The 20,358-nt window shown below is 73.2% G+C and carries 14 protein-coding genes; 8 read left to right on the top strand and 6 right to left on the bottom strand.

All coding sequences use genetic code 11. The annotated features are described in order from the left end of the window. Window positions 1-25: 25 nt before the first annotated feature. The 5 genes from AC0VYN_RS02720 to AC0VYN_RS02700 all read left to right on the top strand — a co-directional run bounded on the left by AC0VYN_RS02720 (window position 26) and on the right by AC0VYN_RS02700 (window position 5,865). On the top strand, window positions 26-1,342 hold the full coding sequence (locus tag AC0VYN_RS02720) for a glycosyltransferase family 2 protein (RefSeq protein ID WP_475534623.1): 1,317 nt from the start codon (window positions 26-28) through the stop codon (window positions 1,340-1,342). 89 nt (window positions 1,343-1,431) lie between these two features. Then, the gene (locus AC0VYN_RS02715; protein WP_475536804.1) at window positions 1,432-2,187 is read left to right on the top strand and encodes a polysaccharide deacetylase family protein; all 756 of its coding nucleotides are present in this window, start codon (window positions 1,432-1,434) and stop codon (window positions 2,185-2,187) included. Between the two features lie 102 nt (window positions 2,188-2,289). Next, window positions 2,290-4,194 carry a hypothetical protein gene (locus tag AC0VYN_RS02710; RefSeq protein WP_475534622.1) on the top strand — a complete coding sequence of 635 codons (1,905 nt, stop codon included), beginning with the start codon at window positions 2,290-2,292 and terminating at the stop codon, window positions 4,192-4,194. A gap of 49 nt (window positions 4,195-4,243) precedes the next feature. Beyond that, a complete protein-coding gene (locus AC0VYN_RS02705; RefSeq protein WP_475534621.1) occupies window positions 4,244-4,696 on the top strand; it encodes a hypothetical protein in 453 nt (150 codons plus the stop codon). Next, on the top strand, window positions 4,693-5,865 hold the full coding sequence (locus tag AC0VYN_RS02700) for a glycoside hydrolase family 26 protein (protein ID WP_475534620.1): 1,173 nt from the start codon (window positions 4,693-4,695) through the stop codon (window positions 5,863-5,865). Before AC0VYN_RS02705 ends, AC0VYN_RS02700 begins: the two co-directional genes overlap by 4 nt. A gap of 46 nt (window positions 5,866-5,911) precedes the next feature. On the opposite strand, the gene AC0VYN_RS02695 is transcribed toward AC0VYN_RS02700, so the two are convergent. Together AC0VYN_RS02695 and AC0VYN_RS02690 are read right to left on the bottom strand one after the other, a co-directional pair. After that, window positions 5,912-8,188 carry a lipopolysaccharide biosynthesis protein gene (locus AC0VYN_RS02695; RefSeq protein ID WP_475534619.1) on the bottom strand — a complete coding sequence of 759 codons (2,277 nt, stop codon included), beginning with the start codon at window positions 8,186-8,188 and terminating at the stop codon, window positions 5,912-5,914. Next, entirely contained in the window at window positions 8,181-9,350 is a 1,170-nt protein-coding gene (locus AC0VYN_RS02690; protein WP_475534618.1) for a DegT/DnrJ/EryC1/StrS family aminotransferase, read from the bottom strand. The genes AC0VYN_RS02695 and AC0VYN_RS02690 overlap by 8 nt, the downstream gene beginning before the upstream one ends. A 357-nt stretch (window positions 9,351-9,707) precedes the next feature. Between AC0VYN_RS02690 and fahA the strand changes: the two genes are divergently transcribed. Continuing rightward, complete coding sequence (fahA, locus tag AC0VYN_RS02685) at window positions 9,708-10,919, top strand: fumarylacetoacetase (protein WP_385457968.1); 1,212 nt, start codon at window positions 9,708-9,710, stop codon at window positions 10,917-10,919. A gap of 342 nt (window positions 10,920-11,261) precedes the next feature. Next, window positions 11,262-12,200 carry a M56 family metallopeptidase gene (locus tag AC0VYN_RS02680; protein WP_475534617.1) on the top strand — a complete coding sequence of 313 codons (939 nt, stop codon included), beginning with the start codon at window positions 11,262-11,264 and terminating at the stop codon, window positions 12,198-12,200. An 81-nt stretch (window positions 12,201-12,281) separates the two neighbouring features. Here the strand turns inward: AC0VYN_RS02680 and recQ are convergent, their stop codons facing one another. Then, complete coding sequence (gene recQ / locus AC0VYN_RS02675) at window positions 12,282-14,264, bottom strand: DNA helicase RecQ (RefSeq protein ID WP_475534616.1); 1,983 nt, start codon at window positions 14,262-14,264, stop codon at window positions 12,282-12,284. Window positions 14,265-14,478: 214 nt separating this feature from the next. On the opposite strand from recQ, the gene AC0VYN_RS02670 reads away from it, so the two are divergent. After that, window positions 14,479-15,081, top strand: coding sequence for a Uma2 family endonuclease (locus tag AC0VYN_RS02670; RefSeq protein ID WP_451689309.1), 603 nt, complete (start codon window positions 14,479-14,481; stop codon window positions 15,079-15,081). 77 nt (window positions 15,082-15,158) lie between these two features. Here the strand turns inward: AC0VYN_RS02670 and nuoN are convergent, their stop codons facing one another. The 3 genes from nuoN to nuoL are packed head-to-tail and all read right to left on the bottom strand — an operon-like array spanning window position 15,159 to window position 20,355. After that, a complete protein-coding gene (gene nuoN / locus AC0VYN_RS02665) occupies window positions 15,159-16,817 on the bottom strand; it encodes an NADH-quinone oxidoreductase subunit NuoN (protein WP_475534615.1) in 1,659 nt (552 codons plus the stop codon). Beyond that, window positions 16,814-18,385 (bottom strand): NADH-quinone oxidoreductase subunit M, encoded by a 1,572-nt coding sequence (locus AC0VYN_RS02660; protein ID WP_475534614.1) that lies wholly within the window; start codon window positions 18,383-18,385, stop codon window positions 16,814-16,816. The genes nuoN and AC0VYN_RS02660 overlap by 4 nt, the downstream gene beginning before the upstream one ends. 5 nt (window positions 18,386-18,390) lie before the next feature. Beyond that, on the bottom strand, window positions 18,391-20,355 hold the full coding sequence (gene nuoL, locus AC0VYN_RS02655) for an NADH-quinone oxidoreductase subunit L (RefSeq protein WP_475534613.1): 1,965 nt from the start codon (window positions 20,353-20,355) through the stop codon (window positions 18,391-18,393). Window positions 20,356-20,358 lie beyond the last annotated feature (3 nt).

Raw genomic sequence — 20,358 nt, 5'->3', positions numbered from 1 at the left:
GGCAACCACGAGGGGGGTGGGGCGCATGGCCGGAGCACGGCGTGCGCGGCAGGAGACACGGCAGGAGATCGAGAGGTTCCTCGGCACCGAGCCGGCGCAGGTCGCCGAGCTGGACCTCGGGGACGAGGGGGAGGCCGGCCTCGGAGCGGGGCCGGGCGGTCCGCCGGTGACGGCCGGCGCGGTGTTCGTCCTGGTCCGCCGCGGGGGCCGGCCCGTGGGCACCCTGCTCGGGCGGGTGCCGGAGGGGGCGGACCCGACGCGGACGCTGGCGGCGCTCGCCCGGCGCCTGCACCCCGCCCCGCCACCCGGACCGCATCCCGGGCCCGCGCCCACCCCACCGCCCACCCCGCCGTCCGCCAGTGTCGTCGTCGCCACCCGGGAGCGCGCCGGCCGGCTCGCCCGCGCGCTCGACTCCCTGCTCGCGCAGGACCACCCGGACGCCGAGATCGTCGTCGTCGACAACGCCCCGGTGACCCACGAGACGCGGGAGCTGGTCGAGCGCAAGTACGCCGAGCGGGTGCGGTACGTGTGCGAGCCGGTGCCCGGACTCGCCGTCGCCCACAACCGAGGGCTGGCCGCCGTACGGGGCGAGGTGGTCGCCTTCACCGACGACGACGTGGTCGCCGACCCGCGCTGGCTCACCGAACTGACCACCCCCTTCGCCGCCGACCCGCGCCTGGGCTGTGCCACGGGGCTGATCCTGCCCGCGCGGCTGCGCACCCCCGCCCAGGTGCTCCTGGAGAGCCACGGCGGCTTCGCGAAGGGCTTCGTCCCGCGCACGTACGACCCGGAGCACCCGCCCGCGGACGAACCGCTGTTCCCCTTCACCGCGGGGCGCTTCGGCTCCGGCGCCAACATGGCCTTCCGCACGGCGACCCTGCGCGCGGTCGGCGGATTCGACCCGGCGACCGGCGCGGGCACGCACGCGCGGGGCGGCGACGACCTGTACGGCTTCGTGCGCGTCCTCGCCCAGGGCGCACGGCTGCACTACACCCCGACGGCCCTGGTGTGGCACCACCACCGGGAGAGCTGGCGGGACCTGGAGACCCAGGCGTACGGCTACGGCGCGGGACTCACCGCGTACCTCACGGCGATCCTGGTGAACCGGCCGGCGCTGCTGCCGGCGTTCCTCGCCCGGCTGCCGCGCGGGCTGGCCCACGCGCGCGTGCTGACCGCCGTCCGCGACACGGACGGCGGCGGCGCACCGGGCGGACACGACGAACGGACCCACCCGTGGCCACGACGGCTGTCGCGGCTGCAGCGACGGGGCATGGCCTACGGGCCGGTGGGCTACCTGCGCGCCCGGTACGCCCTCCGGTCCGCTCCCGGGAGGACGCGATGACGACGACGGGCCGTCGCGGCGAGGACACGCCGGACGGCAGAGAACGGGCGGACGGCGACTGCGTCCCCGTCCTCCTCTACCACGCCGTGATGGCGGACCCGCCCGGCTGGATCGCCGAATTCACCGTTGGCCCGCGGGAGTTCGCCGCTCACCTCGACGCGGTCGTCGACAGCGGCCGGACCCCCGTCACCATCGGCGCGGTCGCCGACCACTTCGCCGGGCGGGCGCCCCTGCCGCCCCGGCCCGTGCTGCTGACCTTCGACGACGGCTTCGCCGACCTGCCGGGCCCGACCGCCGAGGCGCTGGCCGAGCGCGCGCTGCCCGCCACCGCCTACCTCACCACCGGCGCCATCACCCCGGGCGGCCGCAGCCTGCTGCCGCCCGCCCCGATGATGACCCTGGGCGAGGCCGCGGAACTGGAGCGCTCCGGCATGGAGATCGGCAGCCACACCGTCACCCACGCCCAGCTCGACACCCTGTCCGGCACGGCCCTCGCGTACGAACTGCGCACCTCGAAGAACGTGCTGGAGGACGCCCTCGGCCACCCGGTCCGCCACCTCGCCTACCCGCACGGCTACAACAGCCCGCGGGTGAGGGCCATGTCGGCCCGCGCCGGCTACGAGACGGCCACCGCCGTCCGGCACGCGCTCAGCTCCGGCCGCGACGAGCGGTACCGCATCGCCCGCCTCATCGTGCGCCGCGGCCACACCGCCGACGACGTGCGGACCTGGCTGGCCGGCCGCGGCGCCCGGGTCGCGCCGTACCGCGACGGGCCGCGGACGGTCGGCTGGCGCTGGTACCGCCGGACCCGCGCCGCCCTGCGCGGTCCCGTCTTCGCCGGCTGAACGGCGGGGGCGGGCGGCCTCGCCAGGAGGTCCGAGTCCGACGAATTCGGCGTGAAAAACCGGAAAAGTTCCTATACTTGGCCCGGGGAGGGGAGTCTCGACGTGCAGCACCACGTGCCCGTACCGACCGCCGAAAGCAGCACGCTGCCCGCCCCCGACGCCGCCACCGGGCGGAAACGCCCGGGCGGGGACGGCGGCGGCGCCCGGAGATCGCGGTGGATCCCGCGCGGTACGCCCGGCGCCGGTCTGCTGACCCTGCTGCTCGCGGCCGGACTGTGGACGTACTCCCTGCCCCGCATCGGCTTCCGGGAGATGGACGACTACGGCCTGCTGGACCGGCTGCCCGTCACCTACTACTTCTCGCTGCTCGTCCTCACCGCCGGCTTCGTCGTCGGTCTGCGGCGCGCGGCCACCGCGCCCTGGTGGCCGGCCGCGCACTGCGCCGCGCTGCTGTTCGCCCTCAAGGCACCCCCGGCGGTGCTGTACGACGCGGTGCGCTACCCGTGGGCCTCGAAGCACGACGCCGTCGTCAACACACTGCTGGCCAACGGCGAGCTGCGTCCGGAGGCGGCGCTGTCGGGCAACATGTCGGCGTACGACCAGTGGCCCGGCTTCTTCACGCTCAACGCGGGCCTGACCCGCGCCCTGGGCACGGAGAGCGCCGCCGCGTACGCGAACTGGGCGCCGATCGTCCTCGGCCTGCTGACGATCCCGGTGCTGGTCCTGATCTACCGCACCTTCTGCCGGGACTGGCGGCTGGTGTGGACCGCCGTCTGGATCTTCCAGCTCGCCAACTGGGTGGGCCAGGACTACTTCGCCCCCCAGGGGCTCGCCTACCTGCTGCACCTGACGATCCTCGCGGTGGTGCTGCGGCACTTCGTGCGTCCCGGGTCCGCCGGGCGGCTGCGCGACCGCACCCTCCTCGACCCGGCGGCCGCCGCCGTACCGCCGCCCACGAACCTCCGCCAGCGCGCCGTCTGCGTCCTGGTCCTCGCCCCGCTGATCGCCGCCGTCAACGCGACGCACCAGCTCACGCCGGTGATGCTGTGCGTCTGCCTGCTCGCGCTCAACCTGACCCGCCGCTACCGCAACGCCGGACTGCTGGCCGTGGCCGCACTGCTGATGCTGACCTGGGACCTCACCATGGGGCGTCCCCTGTTCACGGAGACGCTCTCCACGCTCAAGGAGTCGATCGGCGAGCTGACCCAGAACTCCCGCGCGGGCTACGCGGGACAGCTCACCGGGCCCGGACCCGAGCTCGCGGGCCGGGCCGGCGTGCTGATGGTCCTCGCGATCGTCGTCCTGGCCGGCGCGGCCGTCGTGCTGCGGCGCCGGCTGACCCGCAGCGCCCTGCCGCTGCTGCTGGTCTCCCTCGCCCCCGTGCCGCTGTTCGCCGTCAACGACTACGGCGGCGAGATGCTGTTCCGCGTCTACCTGTTCGGCCTGCCCGGCGCCGCCTTCTTCGCCGCCGCCGCACTCGTGCCGGCCGCCGCGGGACCGCGCCCCGGCCGGAGGAAGGTCCTGCGCGACAGGACCGCGGCCGTCGCGCTGCCCGCCGTGCTGGTGCTGCTGTCGGCCGGCTTCCTGCCGTCGTACTACGGCAAGGAGAAGATGTACTACACCCCGCCCGAGGAGACCGCGCTGGTCACCCGCGCCCTCGACAGCGCCCCCGACGGCTCGCTGATCCTCGCCACCACCGGCTCCTTCCCACAGGCACTCCACCGCTACGACCGGCTGGAGCACTGGTACTTCGCCGAGCAGGAACTGCCCGAGAACGAGCGGATGCTGAAGGACCCGGCCGGCTACCTCGCCGCGGGGATCCCGCCGGGCACCAGGACGTACGTCGTCCTCACCCGCACCCAGGACGTCTACACCGCCGGAGAGGGCCTGTTGCCGGCCGGCGGCTTCGAGACGCTCCGTACGGAGCTGACCGCGTCGCCGCTCTTCCGGACCGTCGAGGCACACCCGTACGGCGTCGTGCTGGAGTACCGCCCGGCCACCCGCTGAACGACCACCACGTGAGCGCAGTGACGACGAAGGGCAGTCAGGTCAGGCCATGAACAGCACCCCGGACATCGAACACAGCACCGAGGCGGCGAGGGGCCCCGTGGTCACCCCGACGCACCTCAGAGTCCTCGTCGCCGCCTCGGGCTGGCTCGCCCTGGCCGCCACCGCCCTGCCGGGCCCCTCGCCGCTGCGCTGGATACCGGTGCTGCTCTTCACCCTGTTCGGACCGGGCTGCGCGGCGCTGTACCCGCAGCCCGCCGGGCTGGCCGCCGGCGCCCGGCTGGAGGCCGTCGCGCTGGTCGCGCCCGTCAGCCTCTCGCTCGGCGTCCTGACCGCCACCTCGCTGTTCCTGGTGGAGGGCTTCTCGGCCACCGCCTTCCTCGTCCCGCTCGCCGTCTTCACCACGGTCACCGCGGCCCTGCCGGGGCTGCCGCTGCCCGCCGCCCGGCGCGGCGCGGTCGAACGCGCCGCACGCGGGCCGGCCGGCGGTGGCGGCACATGACGGGCCGGCACCGGCCGGGCGGACCGCACACACCGTCCGGAACACACGAGGAGACCGGCACGGAGGGCACCGGGAAGCGCACCTGGACGGCCGTCGTCCTGGTGGTGGTGGCCGCGCTGCTCGCCGGGCTCGGCGTCTGGGCCGGCCGCTCCGAGGACCGGAGGGCGCCCGCCGGTGACGCCCTGCCCGGCAACGCGGCCTCGGGCGAGCTGCCCACCGGGCCCTGCGCGCCCACCGGCACACTGGTCCCGCCCTGCGGAGCCTGGTGGGGCGCCTACGTGCCGTACGCCGGCAACGGCTCGCTCAAGGACGCCGTGCTCGGCTTCGAGAAGCGGATCGGCCGCAGGCTCGACCTCGTCTACAACTACCACGACATGTCGGACACCGAGCTCGACGGACAACTGCTCACGCCGGACGAGCAGGAACTCGGCAGGGACAGGCTGCTGATGCTGGCCTGGGAGTCCACCGTCTGGACCGAACCGCACCACGAGAACTGGACGGAGACGCAGCTCGGCTGGAAGAACATCGCCTCGGGGAAGTACGACGAGGAGATCCTCGACCCGCAGATCCGGCGCATCAAGGCCTACGGCAAGCGCGTCCTCCTCTCCTTCGACCAGGAGACCGACGCCCGCATCAAGGAAGGCGCCGGCACCCCCGCGGAGTTCGTCGCGGCCTACCGCCATCTCCACGACCGCTTCCGCGAACTGGGAGCCGACAACGTGGTGTGGGTGTGGACCGTCTCCGGCTACCTCGGCAGCGCGGACGAGATGAAGGCGCTGTACCCCGGGGACGCGTACGTCGACTGGATCGCCATGGACCAGTACAACTACTACCGGTGCCACAACACGACCGACTGGAAGGACTTCCTGCGCAGCCAGCAGCCCAGCTACGCCTGGCTGCGCGAGAACGTCACCGACGACAAGCCGGTGATGCTCGCCGAGTTCGCCACCGCGCCCGACGCCGGAGACCCGGACCGCCAGCGCGACTGGTACACGGAGATCCCCGCGGCCGTGAAGGAGCTCCCCCGGGTGAAGGCGCTGGTCCACTGGAACCGGGCCCCCTCGGAGAACCCCGCGTGCGACCTGACCGTCAACGCCGGCCCGGGGCTGGACGGTTACCGGGAGGCCGGGAAGAACCGGTACTTCCACCAGCCGGTGCCGACCCGCTGACCGGGCACCGGCCGGCCGGTCCGGGGACGCGGATCAGCGCCCCGGATCAGCACCCCGGCCGGCCGGCCGTGCCGCCGGGGCGCGGGAGCCCTCTCGCCGACGCGGCACGGCCGAGCGGCACCAGCAGGACGAGCACGGTGAGCACCACGAACACCGGCAGGGCGGCCGGGGCGATCGTCTCCCGCCACACCCAGCCGCCCATCGCGACGAGGTACAGCACGCCCCAGCGCACCGCCCGGGGCAGCCGTCCGCCCACCTGGGCGAGCAGCAGCCACAGCGGTACGAGACACAGCAGCTGAAGCACCGGCGGCCCCCACCGCAGCAGCGCCCCGGGCCCGTCGAGGCCCACCGCCTCCGCCAGGAAACGGGCCGTCCCCGAGGTCCACGCCCCGTCGGCCGGACGGGGCTCCCGGCCGACGGCCGCGGGCGCGGCGTGCAGCGCGAGCAGCGCCGACCCCAGGGCGGCCCCGGGCAGCCACGCGTCGTGCCCGGCGCACAGCGTCACCGCCGCCGCGAACACCACCAGCAACAGGCCCACCGCGACGAGCGCGAGCGGCGGTAGCCCCTCCAGCAGCCGGCGCCCGGTCAGCCCGCCCCCGTCGGCCGCGGACGCGCCGCCCGGCCGGGGCAGACCGCGCAGCGCCGCCCAGAAGGCCACGGTGGCGACGGCGAGCAGGGACCACAGGGCTCCCCTCAGCCACCGCTCCCCGCGCTCGGCCGGCCCGGCCCCCGCGGGCGGCGCCGGGCCGTCGGGCCCGCCGGTCTCCGCGCCGGGACCGGAACCGGACGGCCGCACGATCAGGGCCAGCGTGTCCGCCTGAAGCGCCTCGCGTTCGTAGCCGGGACGGCCGATGAACAAGGTGGCCGTGTCCCCGTCGGCGTCCCGCTGTTCGTACGCGGCCCGTCGCGCCCAGCCGGTGCCGTACCCGGCGGTGGCGTTGAGCCGGGCCCAGCTGGTGCCGTAGTCGGGGCCCTCGGCCTCCCGGCCGCCGCGCCGCCGCCCGCCGCCGGTGCCGCCGCCGCGCAGCGTGGACCGCAGGCCCGGCGCGCAGCCCAGGGCGACCAGCGTCATGCTCAGCACCACGGCCCAGCCGGCACCCGCGATCCCGGCCGGGGTGAACAGCACGGCAGCGCTGCCCAGGACGAGGACGCACATCGTGCCCTGCACGGCGGCGAGCACGCCGGTGCGCCCCTGGACGCGGAGCACGCCGATGTACAGCTCGACGACGATCCTCGGCAGCGCGCCGACGGCCAGCAGCCGCAGCACCGTGGAGCCGTGCTCGGCGTAGTCCGCGTCGAACGGGGCGAGGATCTGCGGGGCGAGGACGACCAGCACCAGGACGACCGGCACCAGCAGCAGCGTCATGCGGCGCAGCGCCCCGCGCACGCCGTCGGCGAGGTGGCGGGGGTCGTGCGAGGCGTGGGCGGTGAGCGAGGAGGCCATGTTGATGGCCATGAACTCCATGGTGCCGCCGACCGTGTACGCCACGTAGAAGAAGCCGTTCTCCGCGGCGCTGAAGCGGACCGCGACCATCACCGGCAGCAGATTGATCATCGCCATGCTGAACAGCGCGCCCAGCGAGTCCCCGGCCAGGAAGCGGCCCATCTCGCGGGCCTTCGGCGGCTCCACGTCGTGGTCGGCGGCGGCCTGGCGCGGGATGAGCCTGCGGAAGATCAGCCAGCCGAGCGGCAGGGTGGAGAAGGCGATGGCCACGGCCCAGGACACGAAGATGCCGAGCACCGGCAGCGCGGAGGCGAGGACGGCCAGGAGGATCAGCTTCCCGACCGAGAACACCGCGTTCCCGGCGGGCACCCACTCGGCCTTGCGCAGCCCGGTCAGCACCCCGTCCTGGAGGGTGAGCAGCGCCCAGGCCACGCACGCGGCGACGAACAGCGCCCCCGCCGCGGGAGTGCCGAGCGGCGCGTACGAGGCGCCCCACAGGTCGAGGGTGAGCAGGAAGACCACGGCGGCCACGACCACGACCACCGAACTGGCCACGTACGCACGCCGCACCAGCGGGCCGGTCGCCCGCCCGGCGCGGGGCACGAAGCGGACCACGGCGCCGATCATCGTGGTCGCCGTGATGCTGGCGAGCAGCCGCATCGCGGCGATGGCGGCCGAGCCCTGGCCGACGGCCTCCTCCGAGTAGTAGCGGGCGGCCACGAGCCAGAAGCCCAGGCCGAGCACGGCGGAGACGCCGGTGCTGAGCATGAGGAAGTAGGCGTTCTTGAACAGCGAGTCGGAGCCCGGCCCGCTCCCGGACGGCTCCGGGTCACCGCCCGCGGGCGCCGCGGCGGCCTCCTGCACCCGCGTCTCAGCCACGGGACGGTCCCGCCCCCTCCGGCGCCTCGGCGGGCCGCGCCCCGGACTCCTCCAGCGCCCGGACGACCGTACGGGCACGCAGCGGGTCCACGGGCAGCGCGTGCCGGGCGAACCAGCGCGCCCCCTCGGGGCTGGGCGAGAGGTCGGTGAACTCCGCGCCCGCGTAGTCGTCCAGCGGCGGATCGTAGAGGTATCCGACGACGATGCCCCGCCGGGCCAGCGCCGCGATCGCCGCGTCCCGGTCCGCCACGAGCAGCGGCACCCGGAACAGCGGCTGCGGCACGGCCGGCCGCCGGCCGCCCGCCGGGTGGGCCCAGCGGGTCGACAGCAGCAGTTCCGTGCCTGCCCGGCAGCCCGCGAGCACCTCGTCCAGCCGGTCGAGTCCGCGCCGGACGCGCCCGAGCCGGAAGCGGCCGGACCGCAGGCGGTAGTCGTGCATGTCGACGCGGACCCACGGGTCGTGCGCCTCCAGGTCCGGGGCCGCCGCGACCGCCCGGGCCAGCTCCCCGGGCCGCAGCGGCATCCGGATCCCCTCGCGCTCCGTCCGCCCCAGCAGCCGCAGCGTGGCCCAGGCCGCCCGGCGCAGCCGCAGTCCGCGTACGGCGGCCTCCGCGTACGGCCGGACGGCGTAGGCGGCCTCGGCCGTGGCCCGGCCCGGCAGCAGCAGGTCGTCGCAGGACTTCTCCAGCGCCTCCCGCAGCCCCGGGTCGGCGACCGCGAGGATCCCGCCGGCCTTGGCGCCCACGTGCTTGGACAGGCTGAACACGGACGCGTCGCCCCAGGTGCCGACGGGCCGCCCGCCCACCTCGCTGCCGATGGCGTGCGCCGCGTCCTCGAACAGCGGGATGCCGAGCGCGTCGCAGCGCTCGCGCAGCCGGGGCGCCGGGTCCGGGTTGCCGTACAGATTGGTCGTGAGCACGGCGGACAGCGAGCCCCACACCTCCGCGGGCACGGCGTCGACGTCGATGGACGCGTCCAGCGGATCCAGCGGCGCCTGCACCGGCCGCAGTCCGGCGGCCAGGACGACGAAGAAGATGACGTCGTCGTTGACCGGCGACATCAGCACCCGGCCGCCCGGCGGGCACCAGTGACGCAGTGCCGCGTACAGCCCGAGACGGCACGACGGTACGTACACGCATTCCCGGCCGAGTCGGCCGCGCATGGTCGCTTCGAGCCGCTCTCTCGGCTGCGAACCCGACCGCGCCGGACCCGGACCGGCCTCCCCTGTGGCCATCCGCTCCCCCTGATGTGCCGTCGGAACGCCCCCTCCCCGAGGCCTTCCGGCACCCGCCCAGAGTCGCCCCGTTCGCACCACTGCGTCAAGATTGCCTCCCGGCCTGTGGACAACTTCCCGCACACGTCCGGTGGCGGAGCGCCACCGTCCCTCGGCCGGCCCGCCGGCCCCTGTCGGCTCCGCCACCTCTTTCGGCACTGCCCAAGACCCGTCCGCCACCCGTAACGTGTGGCGCGGCCACGGATCACGTGGCGCACGGCGAGCACGAGAGCGAGGCAGCACCCGATGCCCCCCTTCGATGTCCCCGAGGGCGATCCCTTCGGCCCGCACAACCTTCCGTACGGCGTGTTCTCGATCCGCGGCGCGCAGGAGCGGACGGTGGGCGTCCGGCTCGGCGACCACGTCCTGGACGCGGGCGCGGCGGCCCACGCGCTCGGATCGCCGTACGCCTCCCTGCTGGCGCGGCCCACCCTGAACCCGCTGCTGGCGGCCGGCCGCACCGCCTGGTCGGACGTGCGGCGCGCGCTGACGGCCTGGGTGACGGTGCCCTCCCACCGGGAGGCCCTGGAGCCCCTGTTCCACCCCCTGTCGTCGGTGACCCTCCACCTGCCCTTCGAGGTGGCGGACTACGTCGACTTCTACGCCTCCGAGAACCACGCCCGGAACGTCGGCCGGATCTTCCGCCCCGACGCCGAGGACTCCCTCACCCCGAACTGGAAGCACCTGCCGATCGGTTACCACGGCCGCGCCGGCACGGTCGTCGTCTCCGGCACGGACGTCGTACGGCCCTCCGGGCAGCGCAAGGCCCCGGCCGACGCCGCCCCCGTCTTCGGCCCGTCCGTCCGCCTCGACATCGAGGCCGAGGTCGGCTTCGTGGTGGGCACGCCGTCCGAACTGGGCCGCCCGGTGGCGCTCGGCGACTTCCGCGAGCACGTCTTCGGGCTGTGCCTGCTCAACGACTGGTCCGCGCGGGACGTCCAGGCCTGGGAGTACGTCCCCCTCGGCCCGTTCCTCGGCAAGTCCTTCACCACGTCGGTGTCGGCCTGGATCACACCGCTGGACGCCCTGGACGAGGCCCGGACGGCCCCGCCGGAGCGCACCCACGCGCTGCTGCCCTACCTGGACGACGCCGGGGAGGAGCCGGGCGGTTACGACCTGCGGATCTCCGTCGCGGTCAACGGGCACGTGGTCTCCGAGCCGCCGTTCTCCACCATGTACTGGACCGCCGCCCAGCAGCTGGCCCACATGACCGTCAACGGTGCCTCCCTGCGCACCGGCGACCTCTACGGATCGGGCACGGTCAGCGGGCCCACCGAGCGCGAGCGCGGTTCGCTGCTCGAACTGACCTGGAACGGCCGTGACCCCCTCGACCTCCCGGACGGCAAGCGGACCTTCCTGGAGGACGGGGACGAGGTGACCCTGTCGGCCTGGGCACCGGGTCCGGGCGGCCTGCGGGTGGGGCTCGGCGAGGTGACCGGGCGCGTGGTCGGACGGTAACCGCCCCCGGATGCCCCGCGCGGGCATCCGATGTCCGCCGGCACCTGACTCGCACCGCCCGTCCCCGTCATACTGGCGTCGGGCGGTGTGCGCGGCACGTCCGCCCGCCGGGACGGCCGGAGCCGCGGTACGCCCGGCCCGGGGCGCGGGCCCGGACGGCACCGCTCGGCAGCACCACCGCCCGCAGCACGACAGCACCGCCGCGCGGCCACCACCGCACCGTCGCGCAGCACCACCGCACCGTCACGCACCACAGCACCGTCACGCACCATCGCACAGCACCACAGCACCACAGCACCACAGCCAGAGCCGCCTTTCCGACCAGGATCCGGAGCCCGTGGCATGACCGTCTGCCTGCTCCTGCTGTTCGTCGTCGCCGCGACCGCCGCCGTGCCGGTGCCGCGCGCGCTGACCCGGTCCGCGTGGCCCGAGCGGGACCCCGTCGTCGCGCTGTGGGTGTGGCAGTGCCTGGTCGCCACCGTCCTGCTGTGCTGCCTGACGTCCCTCGTCCTCGGTGCCGCCGCCGTCTTCGGCACCGTGCGCGCCCAGGTGTTCGCACCGGCGCCGCCCGCGGTGACCGCCGCCTACAACCTCTCCGCCGGCCCGCCCTGGGCGGCCACCCTCACCCTGCTGCTGGCCGGCGGCGCCGCCTGGACGACCGCGATGCTGGCCCGCGAGCTCGTCGAGGCCCGCCGGCGCCGCGCCCGGTCCCGCGCGCATCTGCGCGAACGCGCCCCCGACCTGCCGGCCGGGCTCCCCCGGGCCCGCGGTCCCCTCCTGGTCCTCGAGGACGAGTACCCGGACGCCTGGTGGATGCCCGGCAGCCCGTCCCAGCTGGTCGTCACCACCGGCGCGCTGCACCGCCTGACCGACCACCAGCTCGACGCCGTGCTCACCCATGAACGCGGGCACGCCCGGGCCCGTCACGACTGGCTGCTGCACCTGTCCACCGCGCTGGCGACCGGCTTCCCGCGGGTCCCGCTCTTCTCCCACTTCTGCGACCAGACCCACCGCCTGGTCGAACTCGCCGCCGACGACACCGCCTCCCGCCGCTGCGGCCACCTGACCACGGCACTGGCGCTGATCGAGCTCAACCAGCACCGGGGCGTCCTGTCCTGCGCCTCCAGCCACCGCCTCCTCGGCGAACGGGTCGACCGCCTCCTGGAGCCCCGGCCCCGCCTGGCCCCCCGTCACCGGGCCCTGACCACGGCGACGGCCGCCCTGGTCCCCCTCATCCCCCTGCTGATCACCTTCGCCCCAGGCCTGACGGCGCTGACGTAGACGGACCCGGCCTCGCAGCCGGATCCCCGCGCGGCTTTCCGGTGCCGGGCCGCTGCGGCACCGCGGAGTCCCCGGGTGTGCTCACATCCAGTCGTCGGGCTCCGGCTCCGGCTCGTCCTCGGGCCAGTCGTGCGGGCCGGGCTCGGCGCCGGTCGCGGGGGACGGGGCCGGCGAGGCGTCGCCGGCCGTCCCGGCGAGCACCGCCAGCACGCCCTCCCCGTACGTCACCAGCTTCTTCTCACCGACACCGCTGATCCCGCCGAGCTCCGCGACCGAGGTGGGCCGGGCGGTGACGATCTCCCGCAGCGTGGCGTCGTGGAAGATGACGTACGCCGGGACGCCCTGCTCGCGGGCCTGCTCCGCCCGCCAGGCACGCAGCGCCTCGAAGGCGGGCTGCAGTTCCTCGGGCAGCTCGGCCGCGGCGGCCCTGGACTTGCGGTCCCCCCGTGAACCGCCCGTCCCCCGGGCCGTCGCCTCCTTCTTGGGCTCCTTGCGCAGCGGCACCTCCCGCTCCCGCCGCAGCACCGCCCCGCTGGCGTCGGTCAGCACCAGCGTGCCGTACTCGCCCTCGACCGCGAGCAGTCCCTGGGCCAGCAGCTGCCGGGTGACGCCCCGCCACTCGCCCTCGGTCAGCTCCTCGCCGATGCCGAACACGGAGAGCTGGTCGTGGTCGAACTGGATCACCTTGGCCGTGCGCTTGCCCAGCAGGATGTCGATGATCTGCCCGGCGCCGAACTTCTGCCCGCGCTCCCGCTTCAGCCGCACCACGGTCGACAGCACCTTCTGCGCCGCCACCGTGCCGTCCCAGGTCTCGGGCGGGGCGATGCAGGTGTCGCAGTTGCCGCAGCCGGCCGGGTCCGGGTCCTGCCCGAAGTAGGCGAGGAGCTGGCCGCGACGGCACCGCACGGTCTCGCACAGGGCCAGCATCGCGTCCAGGTGGGACTGCGCCCGGCGGCGGAACGCCTCGTCGCCCTCGCCGGACTGGATCAGCTTGCGCTGCTGGACGACGTCGTTGAGTCCGTACGCCATCCAGGCGGTCGACGGCAGTCCGTCGCGTCCCGCGCGGCCGGTCTCCTGGTAGTACCCCTCGACCGACTTGGGCAGGTCCAGGTGGGCGACGAAGCGGACGTCCGGCTTGTCGATGCCCATGCCGAAGGCGATGGTCGCCACGACCACCAGGCCCTCCTCGCGCAGGAACCGCGACTGGTGCGCCGCGCGGGTGCCCGCGTCCAGGCCCGCGTGGTACGGCACGGCCTCGACGCCGTTGCGCGACAGGAACTCGGCGGTCTTGTCGACGGAATTGCGCGAGAGGCAGTAGACGATGCCCGCGTCCCCGGCGTGCTCCTCGCGCAGGAAGTTCAGCAGCTGCTTCCGGGGGTCGGTCTTCGGCACGATCCGGTACTGGATGTTGGGCCGGTCGAAGCTGGCCACGAAGTGCCGCGCGGCCGGCATGTCCAGCCGCTCGGTGATCTCGCGGTGGGTGGCGTGGGTGGCCGTCGCCGTGAGCGCGAGCCGGGGCACGTCCGGCCAGCGCTCGCCGAGCAGGGACAGGGACAGGTAGTCGGGCCGGAAGTCGTGGCCCCACTGGGAGACGCAGTGCGCCTCGTCGATCGCGAAGAGGGAGATCTTGCCGCGGGAGAGCAGGTCGAGGGTGCTCTGCAGCCGCAGCCGCTCGGGCGCCAGGTACAGCAGGTCCAGCTCCCCGGCGAGAAACTCGGCCTCCACCACGCGCCGCTCGTCGAAGTCCTGCGTGGAGTTCATGAACCCGGCCCGCACGCCGAGGGCCCGCAGCGCGTCCACCTGGTCCTGCATGAGGGCGATGAGCGGCGAGACCACGATGCCGGTGCCGGGCCTGACCAGGGCCGGGATCTGGTAGCACAGCGACTTGCCGCCGCCGGTGGGCATGAGCACGACGGCGTCGCCGCCCGCCACCACGTGGTCGACGACCGCCTCCTGCTCACCGCGGAAGGCCTCGTACCCGAAGACCCGGTGCAGCGTGGCCAGCGTCTCGCTGTCCAGCCGTGTCGTCCCTGCCGTATCCGTCATCTCGCCGATCACGCCCATCGTCCCGTCCCCCGTACGTCCTGCCGCGCCCGTCCTGTCCCGACCACTGCCCCAACGATAGGGGCCCGCGCCGACAGCCCGGGCTCCGTCCACAGGCCGCCCTCGGGCCGGGGCGTCAAGGACACGGTTCTCGTTCACACGTTCGCGGGAGACCCGTCCGTTTCCGGCGGATAGTCTGATTGCACCCGCGAGACTCCGTCCCATGGGAGCACTGATGAGCGTCGCACCGAAGGCGTCCGCACCCGCCTGGCCGATCCCGCCGGAGGGCGGCTGGACGGCGGACGACCTGGACCGGCTTCCGAACCTGCCTCCGCACACGGAGCTGATCGACGGGAGCCTGGTCTTCGTGAGTCCGCAGACCGCCTTTCATGAACGAGCTGTCGACTTCTTCAAATGGCAGTTGCAGTCGCTGGCACCTGTCGAGTTCGAGGTCTTCCGTGAGTTCACGATCGACATCGACGCACAGAACAGACCGGAACCGGACGTCATCGTCCTGCAGGCCGACGCCTGGACGGAGACGGCGCAGACCCGGTTTCCCGCAGCCGCTGTCCTGCTGGCAGTCGAGGTCGTCTCCACCGACTCGGTCTCACGAGACCGCGAGACCAAGCCCTTGAAGTACGCCAGGGCCAAGATTCCGCACTACTGGCGTGTCGAGAGCGAGAAGGGGCTCGCCGTCGTCCACGCCTTCGAGCTGGAGCCGACCACGGGCGCCTACACGAGCGTCGGCATCTTCCGTGAGCAGATGAAACTGGACGCACCCTTCCCCGTGACGCTGGACCTGACAGCCATCCGGGCCCGGCCCCGCCGCGGCGAATAGCCGCACACACGACGGCGGCCCGGTACCCCCACCAGGGTGCCGGGTCGCCGTCGTGTCCGTGCCGGGGGACGCCCGCGTCAGCGGACGAACACCCCCGCCTGGCCCGCGAGGTCCAGGAAGTACTGCGGGGCCACGCCGAGCACCACCGTGACCGCCACCCCGACGCCGATCGCCGTCATGGTCAGCGGGGACGGCACCGCGACCGTCGGGCCCTCGGGCCGCGGCTCGCTGAAGAACATCAGCACGATCACGCGGATGTAGAAGAACGCCGCGATCGCCGACGAGATCACACCGACCACGACCAGCGGGGCCGCGCCGCCCTCCGCCGCCGCCTTGAAGACGGCGAACTTCCCCGCGAACCCGGAGGTCAGCGGGATGCCCGCGAAGGCGAGCAGGAACACCGCGAACACGGCCGCCACCAGCGGCGACCTGCGCCCGAGCCCGGCCCACTTCGACAGGTGCGTCGCCTCACCGCCCGCGTCGCGCACCAGCGTGACCACCGCGAAGGCGCCGATCGTCACGAAGGAGTACGCGGCCAGGTAGAAGAGGACGGACGAGACGCCGTCCGGCGTGGTCGCGATGACACCCGCGAGGATGAAGCCCGCGTGCGCGATCGACGAGTACGCCAGCAGCCGCTTGATGTCCGTCTGGGTGATCGCCACGATCGCGCCGCCCAGCATGGTGACGATCGCCACCGCCCACATCACCGGCCGCCAGTCCCAGCGCAGGCCGGGCAGGACGACGTAGAGGATGCGGAGCAGGGCGCCGAAGGCCGCGACCTTGGTCGCCGCCGCCATGAAGCCGGTCACCGGCGTCGGCGCACCCTGGTACACGTCCGGCGTCCACATGTGGAACGGCACCGCGCCCACCTTGAACAGCAGGCCCATGACGATCAGCGCGGACCCGACGAGCAGCAGCGCGTCGTTGCCCATGGTCCCGGCGAGCGCCGGGGTGACGCCCTGCACGGTGCCGTCGACGACCTGCGCGATCCTGCCGTACGACATCGAGCCCGCGTAGCCGTAGAGCAGGGCGATGCCGAAGAGGGTGAACGCGGAGGCGAACGCGCCGAGCAGGAAGTACTTGACCGCCGCCTCCTGCGACAACAGCCGCTTGCGCCGGGCCAGGGCACACAGCAGGTACAGCGGGAGGGAGAGGACCTCCAGGGCGACGAAGAGCGTCAGCAGGTCGTTGGCCGCCGGGAAGACCAGCATGCCGGCGACGGCGAAGAGCAGCAGCGGGAACACCTCGGTGGTGGTGAACCCGGCCTTCACCGCCTTCTGCTCGCTCTCGCTGCCCGGCACGGCCGCGGCCTGCGCGGCGAAGGAGTCGACACGGTTGCCGTGCGTCTCCGGGTCGAGCCGGCGCTCGGCGAAGGTGAACAGGCCGACCAGCGCCGCCAGCAGGATCGTGCCCTGGAGGAAGAGGGCCGGTCCGTCGACGGCAATGGCGCCCATCGCCGCGATGCCCGCCTTGGTCGTGCCGTACCCGCGCGCCGCGAGCGCGACGACCGCGGCGAAGGCGGCGACGAGCGCGACGACGGATACGAATACCTGTGCGTAATAGCGGGACCTGCGCGGCACGAAGGCCTCGATCAGGATTCCGACGACCGCCGCGCCGATGACGATGAGCGTGGGCGCGAGCTGCCCGTACTCGATCTTCGGTGCGTCGATCTTCGCGATCGGGTCGGCCGCCGTTGCCGCCGTTGTCCACAGGCTGTGGACGGCTGATGCGCTCACTTGGCCGCCTCCACCTCGGGCTGGGGGTCCTTCTTGTGTACGTCGGACATGGTCTGCTGCACCGCCGGGTTGACGATGTCCGTGACGGGCTTCGGGTAGACGCCGAGGAAGATCAGCAGCGCCACCAGCGGAGCCACGACCACCAGCTCACGCACCCGCAGGTCGGGCATGGCCCTCACCTCGGGTTTCACCGGCCCGGTCATCGTCCGCTGGTAGAGGACGAGGGTGTAGAGCGCGGCGAGCACGATGCCGAAGGTGGCGATGATGCCGATCACCGGATAGCGCGTGAACGTGCCCACCAGCACCAGGAACTCGCTGACGAACGGCGCGAGACCCGGCAGGGACAACGTGGCCAGACCGCCGATCAGGAACGTGCCGGCGAGCACCGGGGCGACCTTCTGCACACCGCCGTAGTCGGAGATGAGCCGCGAGCCGCGCCGGGAGATCAGGAAGCCGGCGATCAGCATCAGCACGGCGGTCGAGATCCCGTGGTTGAGCATGTACAGCGTCGCGCCGGACTGGCCCTGGCTGGTCATCGCGAAGATGCCCATGATGATGAAGCCGAAGTGCGAGATCGACGCGTAGGCGATCAGGCGCTTGATGTCACGCTGGCCGACCGCGAGCAGCGCCCCGTAGATGATGCTGACCAACGCCAGGACGAGGATCACCGGCGTCGCCCACTTGCTCGCCTCCGGGAACAGCTGGAGGCAGAAGCGGAGCATCGCGAAGGTGCCCACCTTGTCGACCACCGCGGTGATGAGCACCGCGACCGGCGCGGTGGCCTCCCCCATCGCGTTGGGCAGCCAGGTGTGCAGGGGCCACATCGGCGCCTTCACCGCGAAGGCGAAGAAGAAGCCCAGGAACAGCCAGCGCTCGGTGTTGGTCGCCATGTCCAGCGAGCCGTTGGCCCGCGCCTCGGCGATCTCCGTGAGGGAGAAGTTCCCGGCGACCACGTAGAGCCCGATCACCGCGGCCAGCATGATCAGACCGCCGGCCAGGTTGTAGAGGAGGAACTTCACCGCCGCGTACGACCGCTGGGTGGCGGCCGCCTTCTCGCCGTGCTCGTGCGCCCGGTCCCCGAAGCCGCCGATCAGGAAGTACAGCGGGATCAGCATGGCTTCGAAGAAGATGTAGAAGAGGAAGACGTCGGTGGCCTCGAAGGAGATGATCACCATCGCCTCGACGGCCAGGATCAGGGCGAAGAAGCCCTGCGTCGGCCGCCACCGCTTGCTGCCGGTCTCCAGCGGGTCCGCGTCGTGCCAGCCCGCGAGGATGATGAAGGGGACGAGCAGGGTGGTCAGCGCGATGAGCGCCACGGCGATGCCGTCCACGCCCAGCTCGTACCGCACCCCGAACTCCGCGATCCAGGAGTGCGACTCGGTGAGCTGGTAGCGGGCGCCGCCGGGATCGAAGCGGACGACCACCAGCTCCGCGAGGACGAACGTGGCGATCGAGAAGGCCAGCGCCAGCCACTTGGCGAAGCCGCGCTTGGCGGCCGGCACGGCCGCCGTGGCGATCGCCCCGACGGCCGGGACCACCGCCGTCGCTGTCAGCAGGGGAAAGGACATCGGTATCAGACCGCCCTCATCAGCAGGGTCGCGGCGACGAGGACCGCCGCACCGCCGAACATCGAGACCGCGTACGAGCGCGCGAAGCCGTTCTGCAGCTTGCGCATCCGCCCGGACAGGCCGCCGACCGAGGCCGCCGTGCCGTTGACGACCCCGTCGACCAGGGTGTGGTCGACGTAGACCAGCGAGCGGGTGAGGTGCTCGCCGCCGCGCACCAGGACCACGTGGTTGAAGTCGTCCTGGAGCAGGTCGCGCCGGGCGGCCCGGGTGAGCAGCGACCCGCGCGGGGCGACGGCCGGGACCGGACGGCGCCCGTACTGCGCCCAGGCGATCGCGACGCCGATGACCATGCAGGCGACGGTCGCTCCGGTGATCGTCCCGGCGCCGATCGGCGCGTCGCCGTGGCTGTGCCCGGTGACGGGCTCCAGCCAGTGCAGGAAGCGGTCGCCGATGCTGAAGAAGGCGCCGCCGGCCACCGACCCGACGGCCAGCACGATCATCGGGATCGTCATGATCTTCGGGGACTCGTGCGGGTGGGGTGGTTCGTACTCGCCGCGTGTCTCGGCGGCCGGCTCGACATCGGGCGCGGCCGGGGACGGCGTCGGAGCCTGACGCCAGCGCTCCTCGCCGAAGAACGTCATCAGCATCACGCGCGTCATGTAGAACGCGGTGATGGCCGCGCCCAGCAGGGCGCAGGCGCCGAGGATCCAGCCATCGGTGCCGCCCTTGGCGAACGCCGCCTCGATGATCTTGTCCTTGGAGAAGAAGCCGGACAGGCCCGGGAAGCCGATGATGGCGAGGTAGCCGAGGCCGAAGGTGACGAAGGTGACCGGCATGTACTTCCGCAGGCCGCCGTAGCGCCGCATGTCGACCTCGTCGTTCATGCCGTGCATGACGGAACCGGCGCCGAGGAACAGCCCGGCCTTGAAGAAGCCGTGCGTCACCAGGTGCATGATCGCGAAGACGTAGCCGATGGGGCCGAGGCCCGCGGCCAGCACCATGTAGCCGATCTGCGACATGGTGGAACCGGCCAGCGCCTTCTTGATGTCGTCCTTCGCGCAACCGACGATCGCACCGAACAGGAGCGTGACCGCGCCCACGATCGTGACGACCAGTTGGGCGTCCGGAGCGCCGTTGAAGACGGCCGCCGAGCGGACGATCAGGTACACGCCCGCGGTCACCATGGTCGCGGCGTGGATGAGGGCGGAGACCGGGGTCGGGCCCTCCATCGCGTCACCGAGCCAGGACTGCAGCGGCACCTGGGCCGACTTGCCGCAGGCGGCGAGCAGCAGCATCAGCGCGATCGCGGTGAGCTTGCCCTCGCCGGCCTGCCCCGCGAGGCCGGGCTCCTCCAGCGAGCCGAGCACCGGCCCGAAGGCGAAGGTGCCGAACCAGAGGAACATCAGCATGATCGCGATCGACAGCCCCATGTCGCCGACGCGGTTGACCAGGAAGGCCTTCTTCGCGGCCGTGGCCGCGCTGGGCTTGTGCTGCCAGAAACCGATCAGCAGGTAGGAGGCCAGACCGACACCCTCCCAGCCGACGTACAGCAGCAGGTAGTTGTCGGCGAGGACGAGGATCAGCATCGCCGCGAGGAACAGGTTCAGGTAGCCGAAGAAGCGGCGGCGCCGCTCGTCGTGCTCCATGTACGCGACCGAGTACAGGTGGATCAGCGAGCCGACGCCGGTGATCAGCAGGACGAACGTCATCGACAGCTGGTCGAGCCGGAAGGCGACGTCCGCCTGGAAGCCCTCCACCGGGATCCAGCTGAACAGGTGCTGCGTCAGGGTGCGGTCCTCGGCGCCGCTGCCGAGCATGTCGGTGAAGAGGACGACGCCGATCACGAACGACGCCGCGGCCAGCAGCGTGCCGATCCAGTGGCCGACGGCGTCCAGCCGCCGGCCGCCGCACAAGAGGACCGCGGCTCCGAGCAGGGGCGCCGCCACCAGCAGCGCAATCAGGTTTGTCACGGT

The sequence above is a fragment of the Streptomyces sp. 63XJN7_1_ISO-PGPR-S23-121 genome (assembly GCF_056173025.1).
Note: the sequence above shows the minus strand (reverse complement) of the source record. Positions and strands in the feature narration are given on the sequence as shown.